Source organism: Verruconatronum alginivorum (assembly GCF_056590205.1).
Genome location: NZ_JBWPVQ010000001.1, coordinates 698,356 through 710,618, shown reverse-complemented (window position 1 = coordinate 710,618; position 12,263 = coordinate 698,356). Strand labels below are relative to the sequence as shown.

Annotated in this window: 5 protein-coding genes; 4 read left to right on the top strand and 1 reads right to left on the bottom strand. The window is 60.0% G+C overall.

What is annotated here, in order from left to right:
• Positions 1–197: 197 nt before the first annotated feature.
• Positions 198–3,074: a DEAD/DEAH box helicase gene (locus ACWUI2_RS02390; RefSeq protein ID WP_486981266.1), complete on the bottom strand. Its 2,877-nt coding sequence runs from the start codon at positions 3,072–3,074 to the stop codon at positions 198–200.
• A 297-nt stretch (positions 3,075–3,371) separates the two neighbouring features.
• On the opposite strand from ACWUI2_RS02390, the gene ACWUI2_RS02385 reads away from it, so the two are divergent.
• The 4 genes from ACWUI2_RS02385 to ACWUI2_RS02370 all read left to right on the top strand — a co-directional run bounded on the left by ACWUI2_RS02385 (position 3,372) and on the right by ACWUI2_RS02370 (position 12,210).
• The gene (locus tag ACWUI2_RS02385) at positions 3,372–4,538 is read left to right on the top strand and encodes an IS4 family transposase (protein ID WP_486981265.1); all 1,167 of its coding nucleotides are present in this window, start codon (positions 3,372–3,374) and stop codon (positions 4,536–4,538) included.
• Between the two features lie 241 nt (positions 4,539–4,779).
• Positions 4,780–8,262: a TonB-dependent receptor domain-containing protein gene (locus tag ACWUI2_RS02380; RefSeq protein WP_486981264.1), complete on the top strand. Its 3,483-nt coding sequence runs from the start codon at positions 4,780–4,782 to the stop codon at positions 8,260–8,262.
• A gap of 36 nt (positions 8,263–8,298) precedes the next feature.
• Positions 8,299–10,308 carry a CHASE2 domain-containing protein gene (locus ACWUI2_RS02375; RefSeq protein ID WP_486981263.1) on the top strand — a complete coding sequence of 670 codons (2,010 nt, stop codon included), beginning with the start codon at positions 8,299–8,301 and terminating at the stop codon, positions 10,306–10,308.
• 252 nt (positions 10,309–10,560) lie between these two features.
• Entirely contained in the window at positions 10,561–12,210 is a 1,650-nt protein-coding gene (locus ACWUI2_RS02370) for a glycine/sarcosine N-methyltransferase (protein WP_486981262.1), read from the top strand.
• Positions 12,211–12,263: the final 53 nt, after the last annotated feature.

The window sequence follows — 12,263 nt, the reverse complement described above, 5'->3', positions numbered from 1 at the left end:
TGCCGGGAACAGGCAAAGGATCCCCCAGGAACATCCTGCGAGTAAAAGGAGCCGGAGGGCGCTTTGGAGAGGATTCCACACGTGCTTTGGATCTTCGCATTTTCCGGTTGGGAAAACAATCCCTTTTCCGGAGAGACGTAAACGTTGTAGCAGAAGGTCAAAGAGGCTGAATCTGTCCCGCGGCTTCCGGCGGGCGTTCAAACGTGGCTTTCGTTTCGCTGGAGGATTTCAGCGAGGATTTCGAGAGCCCGAATCATTTCCGTTCCATCGAGAAGCGCGACCCGGAGGGAGGCGATGCCGTCGCCGAAAAGGAGAGCAAAGCGCGGACCAATCGCTTCGTCCAGGTCGCGGGGTTCCGGAAGGCGTGCTTCCGCGGCGAGAGCTTTGGCGGCGAGGCAGACCGCTTCCCGCAGAGCGGGCAATGCTTCGGCGTCGAATCCTCCCTGACGCAACAGATCGGCCATCTTCCGCTTGCGGGCCGCTTGCTCCCGGAATTCCTTTATCCGGGCCTGTTCTTCCGGTGACAGCGGGGAGGGTTGCTCGGTGCGGTTCATATCCAGGGAGCGGGAGGCCCGAACGGTCGATTTCACCAATCCGGCCGCTTCGAGACGTTTCAAGGTTTCAAGAGTGGAACGGTCGATGATTTCGATCCCCAGGTCGGGAGTTCCGGCGGTGGAGCGAAGCAGTTCTTCCGCGATTCCCCGCACCCGGGGGGCGAGGGAGTCGGGGTCCCGGTCGACCACCACCAGCAAAGTGCTACCGTCGCCTTCGACCGGAAAACGTTCCTCGCAGCCAGCGAGGGTCGTCCCGAGTTCGGCGGCGAGGCGACGGGCGAGGGCCAATGGGAGGTCGGTGACCGGGGCGGCGGCAGTCGGTTGACCGGTTTTCCGGGAAGCCGGCATGAGAGCTTGTTCGAGGCGTTTGAGGAAGGTTTGACCTCCGCGCCGGAGGGAGACCTGGGAGAGGTCGCCGACCCCGTCGAGCACGCCGTCGGCGAGTCCCTGTTTGGCGGCGAGGGTCCCGAGCATTCCATGTTCGATGGTGCCTTCCGAGATCAGGTTGATCACCGTCACCGGACGGGTCTGTTGCTTGCGCCAGGCACGGGCGATTCGCTGTTCGAGTTTGGCGGGGTTCCAGGGAAGGTCGCAGTTGATGACGACGCTGGCGTTTTGCAGATTCAGTCCGACTCCGCCCGATTCGGAGCACAGAAAGATCCGGCAGGCGGGATCGCTCTTGAAAGCGCGAATTTCCGCCCGGCGTTTTTGTTGCGGCACGCTGCCGGTGTGCCAGGCAAAACCGATTTTCTTCTGCCGGAGAAAATCGCGGACGAGTTCCAGCATCCGTACCCACTCGGAGAATACGATGATCTTCACGTCGGGTTCCGCGAGGAAGTCGTCGAAGATTTTTTCGAGTTCCTTGAGTTTCGGGCAAGTCCGGTCATCCCGGTCCAGGATGTAGGGGGTGTCGCAGACCATCCGCATTTTGGCCAGCGTCATCATCAGGATCTCCTGTTCCTTTTGGGTGAGCGGCCGGCGCTTCGACTGGAGCATCAGGCGGCCGACGGTGGTTTTGAATTCCTCGTGGAGCTCCGACTGGGGTTTGCTCATCGGCACGAAGTAGTTGCGGTCGGTCCGGTCGGGAAGTTCGGTTTCGACCTCCGCCTTGCGCCGGCGGAGGATGATCGGGGCGACCCGTTGGCGGAGACGGTCGAGATTTTGGTAGCCGGAAGGCCGTCCCCGTTCATCGAGCTGGTAGAATTCGCGGTTGAAGCGGAAGAGCGGGCCGAGGATGGACGGGTCGAGGAAATCGAGGATCGAATAGAGTTCGTCGATCCGGTTTTCGATCGGCGTGCCGGTCAGGACGAAGGCGTAGGGACTTTGGAGGCGTTTGACGGCGCGGGCGGTTTTGGAACTCCAGTTCTTGATTCGCTGGGCTTCATCAAGGATGACGATGTCCGGGCGCATTCGTTCGTTGATATCGAGGGCGTCAGTGCGGACCTGTTCGTAATTGACCAGGTTGAAGAAGGAAGGAGTGGCGTAGGCGTGAACCCGTTGTGTCCGGTTTCCGAATACGATCTGGAGATCGAAGCCGGTGAATTTTTGGATCTGTTCTTCCCACTCGGTTTTCAGCGAGGCGGGTGTGACGACGAGGACCCGGTTGGCTTTGCCGAGGCGGTGGAGCAAGGCCGCGGCGGCGATGGCCTGGACCGTTTTGCCGAGACCCATTTCGTCGGCGACCATCGCCCGCTGGCGGAAGGCGAGATGGAGCATCCCTTCCCGCTGATAGGGGAAAAGCGGCAACCGGGTTTCGTGGGGTGGGAATTCGCCGGATTGAACTTTGCATTCGTATTCGCGGCGCAGGACGACGCGTTCCTCCTCAAGACGGAGACCCTGGAGCCAGGCCTCGATCTCCTGGGAGATGCGCAGGCGCGGAGAGCGGTTCGAGCGGAGTTTGGCGAGAGCGTCGTCCGGGGAAATGTCCGGGACGAGAATGCCGCTTTCGTCGAAGAGCGGTTCGACGGACGGCGGCAGGCGGGAACGGTCGCCTTCGACCCGGAGGCGGTCGCCGTCGCCTGGAACGATGTCGATCCGGTCGGAGCCGTGTTCGATCGCGTCGTGGTAAAGTTCGGGGAAGCGGCTTTCGAGGTGCAGGAGGACGGCCTCGGTGTGTTTGCAGGTGCCGAGCCCGTTGATGCGGAAATCGGGACTCGAGGAGGCGAAGCGACGGTTGGCAATGTCGCGGATCTCGACCTGGTAGGTCATCCCGCTTTTCGAATGAACGGCGAAATTGCTGAATATCGGGTGGCGTTCGTCGAGATTGACGACCTGCGGAAGCTCTTCCATCGCCCGGGCGCGGCGTTTGGCGATCTCCTGTTCATCGGTGGTGCGCCAGTCGTGGGCGGAAGGGAGTGCGATTTCCGGTTCGGACGGGGTGCTTTTCCTTTGTTTGTCCGAAGATTCCGGGGAGCGGGTTTTGTTGCCGTTGGATCCGGCTCGAGGCTGGCGGCGAAATTGGAGGACTTTTTCGGTCAAACGTTGGCCGGCCCGGGACAAGGAGGAAGTTCGTCTGTTCATGTCGCGGCGAATTCTCGGGAAGGAACCGGGGGAGTGACAAGGTTAAAGAGCGGCGGGTTGATATGACCTGGAGCCGTCATTTCCGGGGGGGCTCCCGGCCTTCGCAGGACTTCGTTTAGGCCATCCCGGAGCGATGAAACCGTCAGCAGGGCTATTCATCTGGCCGCACTAGCGTCCAGCTAAGGGGCCACCTCGGATTTGTAAGTAACGGATTTTCATGATCTAAAGAGGTGAGTTTGTTGTGACGCATTTGAAGCTTGGTCTGGTGTTCGGGGCGGGCTTATTGAGACTGGCCTCATGAACGAAGGCCGTCTCATTTTCACCCAAGTAATGGATACGCTGCACCGCGAGCAGTTTGAGCGTTGCGTTGCTCTCTACCCGATGCCTCGCCAGAGTCGGGGAATGAGCGCACGTGACCAATTCCTGGCAATGGCATTTGCGCAGATCACATTTCGCGAAGGATTGCGTGATATCGAAGCTTGTTTACGTAACAGTCAACATCTCTACGCCATGGGAATTCGGGGCAACATCACCCGAACCAACATTGCTTACGCGAACGAGTTTCGGGATTGGCGAATTTATGAAGCGCTCGGCCAAATTCTCATTCGTAAGGCGCGCCGCCTTTACGTCAACGAGCCGAACGGCTTGGAGATGGATGAGATGGTTTACGCGGTTGACGCCTCGACTATCGACCTGTGCCTTTCTATTTTCCCGTGGGCGAAGTTCAGAAGAACGAAGGCGGCGATCAAGCTGCATACCCAGATCGATCTTGCCGGCTCGATCCCTGTGTTCATCAGCATTACCGATGGATCAATTCATGACGTCAACTTTCTCGATCGCATGGCATTTGAGGAGGGAAGCATCTATGTTTTTGATCGTGCCTACCTGGATTTCGCCCGCCTTTTCCGTATCCATCTGGCTGGTGCATTCTTCGTTATTCGCAGTAAATCCAATACCCGATTCACCGTGTGTGAATCTCGGCAGGTTGATAAATCCACTGGTCTCAGATGCGATCAAGTGATCGTCTTGCGGACGAAAAAGGGAAAACGGGATTACCCTGACCGCCTTCGCCGTATTTCTTATTTCGATACCGAAACAAACAAGCGCCTGACATTCCTTACAAACAATTTAACGTTGCCTGCGTTAACCATCGCCGCGATTTACAAGAGCCGCTGGCGGATCGAACTCTTCTTCAAATGGATCAAGCAGAATCTTCGAATAAAAGCATTCTACGGAACCAGTGACAACGCGGTGCGCACCCAGATATGGATCGCCACGTGCGTCTACCTCATGGTGGCCTGTCTCAATAAGGTCCATGGACTCGATGAAAGTCTCAGCCGAATTCTACAAATCTTGAGCGTCAACGTATTTCAGAAGACCCCTATGAATCAGCTATTTGCAAACTATAATAACGGAAAACCCGCGAATGATATTTCGAACCAACTGGTATTCAAGGACTTTTAACTGGACGCTAGTGATCTGGCCGATGAACTTCCCGCGGTGGAGCGTCTGCCCTGTTGAAGTATCCGGCTTCAGCCGATTTTCAGATCGAGGTGGGGACCGGCTGAAGGCGGAACTCCAACAAATCGGCCAGATGAAAGAGCCCTGAATCGTGCAGCGCCTCGTAGAAGAAGCTTTTCCTGTGGCGGAGAAGGTGTAGATATGATTTGCGGCAACCGATGTCCCTTTCTCCGCAGCATTTGTCATGAAAAGAATTCTCTCCGGCGTGTTGTTTATCGTTTCAATGGGTTCGGTCGCCTGGGCGTCGGCTGATCCGGCGGCGGCGCGTTTGTTGACGGCTTCGGGTCAAGTCGAGGCGGCCTTGGAGACGGCCCCCGGCGACTGGCGGCCGGCGGTGGTGGATCAGACTCTGGGGACCGGGGACCGCCTGCGGACCGGAGAACGGAGTCGGGCGGCGGTTCGGTTGTCGAACGCCAGCGTGTTGCGGATCAACGAATTGACCACGCTGACCATTCGGCCTGATCCCGATGGCGCCGCAACCTCGGCGCTCGATCTGCGGGCCGGGGCCGCCTATTTCTTCCATCGCGAGCGGGAGACGACCCGGTTCAGCACGCCGACCGCCTCGGGGGCGATCCGGGGGACCGAGTTCCACCTGGCGGTCGGTCCGGACGGGGGAACGGTGCTTACCTTGTTGGAAGGTGAGGTCGAAATCGGGAACGAATTCGGCGTGGTGGTTCTGACCGGCGGGGAGCAGGCGACGGTGGAGCCGGGGGAGGCGCCGCGGAGGACGGCGGTGATCGACGCGGTCCAGATCATTCAATGGACCCTGTATTACCCGGCGGTGCTCGATCCCGACGAATTGGATCTGGAGGAAGAGGTCGTCGAGGCATTGGAGGCGAGTTTGGCGGCCTACCGGGAAGGGGACTTGCTGGCGGCGCTGGAACGTTATCCGGCGGACCGTCAACCGGCGACCGATGCCGAGCGGGTCTACCGGGCGGCGGTCCTGTTGGCGGCGGGGCAGGTCGAGGCGGCGGAGCGTGGTTTGGCGGAGATCGACGGCCTGGAGGGCCGGGAAGGGCGATTGGCAGACGCGTTGCGGGAGATGGTGGCGGCGGTGAAGCAGCGTCCCTGGGAGCGGGAGACGCCCCGGGAGTGGGCGACCGAATGGATGGCCGGCTCTTATTTTGCCCAGTCGCAAGGCAGGTTGGAAGAGGCGCGGGAGATGGCGTGGCGGGCGGTGGAAGTGTCGCCGCGGTTCGGGTTCGCCTGGGCGCGGGCGGCGGAGATGGAGTTCAGTTTCGGGCGATCGCGCGCGGCCGGGACGGCGCTGGGAAACGGGATCGAACGTGCTCCGCGGAACGCCCAGGCGGTGGCGCTGCAAGGATTCATCTTGAGCGCGGAGAACCGTCATGGAGCGGCCTACGCGCGATTCGAAGAAGCGATCGTCCTCGACGGGGCGCTCGGCAACGCCTGGCTGGGGAGGGGATTGTTGCGGATCCGCGACCGCCGGGTCGGCGAAGGCCTGCATGATCTGCAGACGGCCGCCGCCCTGGAACCGCAACGGTCGTTGCTCCGGAGTTATTTGGGCAAAGCGTATGAGCACGCAAGGGAGCCGGACCGGGCGGAGCATGAGTGGGCCCTTGCGATGGAACTCGATCCGGCCGACCCGACCCCGTGGCTCTATTCGGCCATATTCAATCACCGGCATCATCGGGTGAACCGGGCGATCCGGGAGCTGGAAACCTCGCAGGAATTGAACGACAATCGCCGGATTTTCCGGTCACGCCTTCTGCTCGACCAGGACCGGGCGGTGCGGGGGGCCAATTTGGCCGCGATTTACCGGGATGCCGGTATGACGGACTACAGTGTTCGGGAAGCGTCGCGCGCGGTGCATCACGATTACACCAATTACTCGGCGCATCTTTTTCTGGCGAACAGTTACGACGCCTTGCGGGACCGTCGGTATGCGAATCTTCGATACGAAACGCCCTGGGCGAGCGAATGGCTGTTGGCCAGTTTGCTGGCGCCGGTCGGGGCGGGGACCCTCTCGCAGAACGTTTCGCAACAGGAGTATACGCGCATGTTTGAGGGAAACCGGTTGGGGCTGATGGCGGAGACGGAGTATCGCAGCGGCGGGGATTGGTTGCACCGGATTTCCCAATTCGGGGTCGTCGGCGACAGCGAATATGCGGTCGATGGGAGACACGACTCCCAGAACGGCGATCGTCCGAACCAGGATCTGGAGGATCTTGCGTTGTCGGCACAATTCAAACATCAACTGACCCCTCGGGACAGCATCTACTTGCAAGGAATGTATCGGAAATTCCGGGGCGGCGATTTGAACCAGTATTACGATCCGGCCGAGGCGAATCCAACTTTTCGTTTCGAGGAAGTCCAGGAGCCGAATCTCTTCGCCGGTTACCATCGTGCCTGGCATCCTGGGAGCCATACGCTCGTTCTGGCGGGGTTGCTCAATCACTCTTTTACTTTAACCGACGGGCAGCTGGATGCTTTCACCGTCGTGCGGAACCAGGACGGAAGTATTAATCGAGTGGAGCTTCATCAAACAGCGCATCAATTCAAAAGTGACTTCACCGGTTACTCCCTGGAGGCCCAGCAGATCCTTCGTCAGGCGGACCACACGTTCATCGTCGGCGGTCGTCTCCAAACCGGCACGATCGAAAGCGAATCCTTTTCGCCCCGGCCGGCCTCGCCTTCCCATGCCACGTTTTTCGGGCAAGGACCGCCGGTGACCACTTACCAGGCGGAAGCGGATCTCCGGCGAGTCTCGGCCTACGGGTATCATTTCTGGCAGATCGCGGAACCGGTCCAATTGATCGCGGGAGCGTCTTACGACCGGGTGCGGTATCCATTGAACACGGATTTAACTCCGCTCAGCGACGGTGACCACACCCGGGAGCGGTGGCATCCGAAAGCAGGGGTGGTCTGGACGCCGTTCGACGGGACGGCGGTCCGGGGGGCTTACACCCGCTCGATCGGCGGATTGTTTTACGACGGGAGCGTTCGATTGGAGCCGGCCCAGGTGGCCGGATTCACCCAGGCGTTTCGCAGCATGATCCCCGAGTCGGTGGCAGGCGTGGTCGCGGGGACGGATTTCACCACGTATGGAATCGGACTCGACCAGCGACTTGCCATCAACACTTACTTCGTGGTGGAGGCGGAACTCTGGGAGTCCGAGGGGGAGCGTCGGTTCGGGACGTTCGATTTCACCTTTCCACCGCCGGCGGCTCCATCTTCGACTGCCCAGCGGCTTGATTTCCGCGAACGATCCCTGGCGGTGGCGGTGAACCAATTGATCGGGGAACAGCTGGCGGCCGGAGCCCGTTACCGGTTGAGCCGGGCGGAGTTGGAGACCCGGATCCTGGACATTCCGGCGGAGCAATGGCCGACGCCGACGGGGGAGACCGAGTCGACTTTGCATCAAGTCGACCTGTTCCTCCTTTGGCAGCATCCCGGTGGATTCTTCACCCAAGGCGAGGCGCTGTGGTGGAGGCAAGGCAATCGTGGGTATGACCCCGAACGTCCGGGCGACGCGTTTTGGCAGGGCAACGTCTACGCCGGATACCGCTTTCCGGGGCGCCATGCCGAGGTGCGCGCGGGAGTCTTGAACGTAGGCGATACCGATTACCGGTTGAATCCGTTGAATCTGCATGCCGAACTCCCGCGGGAGAGGACGCTGCTGTTGAGTTTGAAAGTGAATTTTTGAACCGCGGATGGGCGCCAATAATCGTAGATGAAGAGGATGCCGAACGGAGGATTAGCGGGGGGATTGATCGGGGCGGGACTCGGGGTGGTCTTGCTGTGGTTGCCGTTCGGTTTCCTGTCGAACTGGAGTTACGACTTGCCGTTCAATTTCCTGATCCGGGGTGATCAGGTGCCGGACGATGCGGTGATCGTGTATTTGGACGAGCCGTCGCATTTGGAGTTGGGACAACCGTATGACCGTCCGTGGGACCGGGCGTTGCATGCGGAGCTGTTGAGGCGATTGACGGCGGAGGGATCGGCGGCGGTGGTCTTTGATATCGTGTTTTTGGGGGAAGGACCGGATCCGGCGGCGGATGCGGCGTTGGCTGCGGCGATCCGGGAGCATGGTGGAGTCATTCTGGCCGGCGAGGCGATCCGGCACGAGCATGGCGGGGCGGTGGTGGAACAGTTGCTGGTTCCCTTTGATCCGTTTCGACGGGCGGCGGCGGGGTGGGGGTTGGTGCAACTGGCGATCGACGATGGGCGGGCGGTGCGGCGACATTGGCACGAATCGTCGGAGGATATTCCGAGTCTCTCCTGGGCGGCGGCCGATTGGGTGGGACGGGCTCCTTCGGAGGCCGGACGGAGGGGACGCTGGATGCGGTACTATGGCCCGCCGGGGACGATCCCGGGAGTCAGTTTTCACCAAGCGCTTTGGGAGGATGGGGTTCCGCCCGGATTCTTCCGGGATCGGATCGTATTTGTCGGGGCCAAGCCGACCAGTGGGTTCACGGGCGCGGGTATGGATGAATTCGCCACCCCCTACCGCTCCTTCGGGCAACGGGTGGCGGCGGCGAGAAGCGGAAGGGTGGCGCCCCCTGTTTTCGCGCCGGGGGTGGAAATTCACGCGACCTCATTTCTGAATCTGGTGCGCGGGGAAGACTTGCGGCGGATGCCCGGGTGGTTTGAGTTCTGGTTGGTGGTCGCCTTTGGAATGGCGGTCGGGTGGCTCCTGGCGAGTTGCCGCCCGTTGGCCGCGACCGGGTTAGCGGTAAGTATGGCGGTGGCGGTGGTGTTCGGGGGGTGGGCGGTTTTCTGGTGGCACGACTATTGGTTTGTTTGGTTGATTCTGGTTGGCCAGGTCGGGGGAACACTTGGATGGGCGGTGGTTTACAATTCGGTGCGCGAATACGTGGCGAGGCAGATGATGATACGAACCTTGTCGATGCATTTGTCGCCCGCCCGGGCGAAGGTGGTGATGCGGGATCCGGATTTGCTCAGGCCCGGGGCGGAGCAGCGGACAATCAGTATTCTCTTCAGCGACATCGCGGGCTTCTCGGAAATCGCCGAAAAAATGGCGCCGAATGAACTGGCCGACTTGTTGAACCGGTATTTCGAAGCCTCGATCGCCAGTATTCATCGGATGGACGGGACCGTGGTCAAGTTGATCGGCGATGCGATTTTCGCGATTTGGAACGCCCCGGAAGCGCAGGAGGACCATCATGAACGGGCCTGCCGGGCGGCTCTGTTGTTGCGCAGGCAGTTGGGGGATTTTGAGCGGAATAATCCGGATTGGCCGGCATTGCGAACCCGCGTCGGACTGCATGCCGGAGTGGCCGCGGTGGGGAACTTCGGGAGTTCCGTCCGGTTCGATTACACCGCGATCGGGGATGCGGTGAATTTGGCGTCGCGTTTGGAGGGATTGAACAAGTTCCTCGGAACGGATTTGTTGATGACGGGTGAGATTGCGGCGGAAGTCGAAGGGATATTCGTCACCCGGAGCGTCGGGAAATTTGTATTCAAAGGAATGGGACGGCCGGTCGAAGTGATCGAGCTGATCGGCGACCGAGTTGAAGGCGCGGGCTCGACCGAGGAAGGTCTTTTTCAACGGGGGGTGGCGGCGTTCCGGGAACGAAGATGGGCGACGGCGGCGCAATTGTTTCGCGAGCAATTGAAAGAGCGACCGGAGGACGGACCTGCGCGGTTTTATCTCCACCGGATCGAGGAGTTGGAGCATGTCTCCCTGCCTCCGGAGTGGAAGGGAGAGATCGTCATGAGCGAGAAATAACCGAACCAAAGTTCCGGGAAATTCCGTGGATAGAAAATTTTCTTGGGGTCTGGATCGGCTCAGGGAGCGGGTTCGGGGGGGCGCGGGGGATCATCCCTTGACCCGGCGGGGGTTCTTTGGCATTGGATAGAACCCTTGCATCAGAACCGTGGGAAAGAGATTGGTCCTTCTCTTTGCCCAGATCAACCCTGGGCCCGTCATCGGGTTTCCGGACCACACGGGAGTGCTTCTTGCGCTTTCGCTTCCATTGTTATGAATCAAGCGAAACAAAGTTACGGAGACGATCCGCTGGCCGTGCGCGACACCGGTCAATATCAAGCGGAATACATTCACCAATTCGTGGAAAAGTGGGACGAGCTGATCGACTGGGAAGCCCGGGCGGCCAGCGAAGGCAGCTTTTTCATCGACGTCCTCAAGGAACGCGGCGCCCAGCGGGTGCTCGATGTCGCCTGCGGCACCGGTTTTCATTCGGTCCGCTTGTTGAAGGCGGGATTTGAAGTGGTCAGCGCGGACGGGAGTCCCGAGATGTTGGCTAAGGCGTTCGCCAACGGGCGGAAACATGGGCACATTCTGCGGACCGTCCAAGCCGACTGGCGGTGGCTCAACCGGGACATCCACGGCAAGTTCGACGCGGTCATTTGCCTGGGGAATTCGTTTACCCATCTCTTTTCGGAGCATGATCGGAGAAAAGCGTTGGCGGAATTCTATGCGGTGTTGCGGCACGATGGGATCCTCATCCTCGACCAGCGGAACTACGACGCGATGCTGACCAGCGGTTTCAAGACGAAGCATACCTACTATTATTGCGGGGAAAACGTGGTCGCCTATCCGGAGCATATTGATTCGGGACTGGCCCGTTTCCGTTACGAGTTTCCGGACAAGTCCGTTTTTCACCTCAATATGTATCCATTAAAAAAGGACTACGTCACGCGGTTGATGAAGGAGGTCGGATTTCAGGCCGACACCACTTACGGCGATTTCCAGGAAACCTATCGCGACGAGGATCCGGATTTCATTGTCCACGTGGCGGAAAAAAGCTACCGCGAGCCGGATCCGTTGAGCGAGGCGAAAGGGGGCTATTCCCAGCGGGTCAACACCACCCGTGATTATTACAACAGCACGCCGGCCGATCGGTTCTACGCCACCATCTGGGGCGGCGAGGACATTCATATTGGCCTTTATGAGAAAGAGGGAGAGGAAATATCCGCTGCCAGCCGCCGGACGGTGGAGCGGCTCGCGGAATGCCTTCCCCCGCTGGGAGAGGGGGATCACGTGCTCGATCTCGGCGCCGGATACGGCGGGGCGGCCCGCTACCTGGCCGGTAAATTCGGGTGCCGGGTCTCTTGTCTCAATCTCTCCGAAGTGCAAAACCAGCGCAACCGGGAGATCAACGCGGCGAAAGGTTTCGAGCCGCTGGTCGACGTTCACGATGGAAACTTTGAGGCCATTCCCTTTGACGACGGATTGTTCGACGTGGTCTGGTCTCAAGATTCCTTTCTCCACAGTGGGGATCGCCGCTCGGTGATTCGGGAAGCGGCCCGGGTGATGAAGCCCGGCGGAATCTTTGTGTTCACGGACCCGATGCAGCGGGAAGGGGCGCCGGAAGAGGCGTTGAAGCCGGTTTTGGAACGGATCCACCTGGAGTCGATGGGGACGGTTCCCTTTTACGAGCAAGCGGCCGAAGAGTTCGGACTGGAGAAAGTCGACTTCATCGATCTCTCCGAAAATCTGCCGAAACATTACGGCCGGGTTCTGGAGGAGATTGAACGTCGCGAAGCGGATGCGGTGGAATCCTCCGGCCAGGAATACGTCGACCGGATGAAAAAAGGTCTCCGCCATTGGATCCGGGCCGGGGGTGACGGCCATCTCCAGTGGGGCATTTTGATCTTCCGTAAGAAGTAACCGATTGGGGCGAACGTGACACAGGCATTCCTGCCTGTCGTTCCCGCGGGAGT

Coding starts and splice junctions, on each gene's coding strand:
- ACWUI2_RS02390 (WP_486981266.1), bottom strand. CDS start 3,074: ATGAACAGACGAACTTCCTCCTTGTCCCGGGCCGGCCAACGTTTGACC.
- ACWUI2_RS02385 (WP_486981265.1), top strand. CDS start 3,372: ATGAACGAAGGCCGTCTCATTTTCACCCAAGTAATGGATACGCTGCAC.
- ACWUI2_RS02380 (WP_486981264.1), top strand. CDS start 4,780: ATGAAAAGAATTCTCTCCGGCGTGTTGTTTATCGTTTCAATGGGTTCG.
- ACWUI2_RS02375 (WP_486981263.1), top strand. CDS start 8,299: ATGCCGAACGGAGGATTAGCGGGGGGATTGATCGGGGCGGGACTCGGG.
- ACWUI2_RS02370 (WP_486981262.1), top strand. CDS start 10,561: ATGAATCAAGCGAAACAAAGTTACGGAGACGATCCGCTGGCCGTGCGC.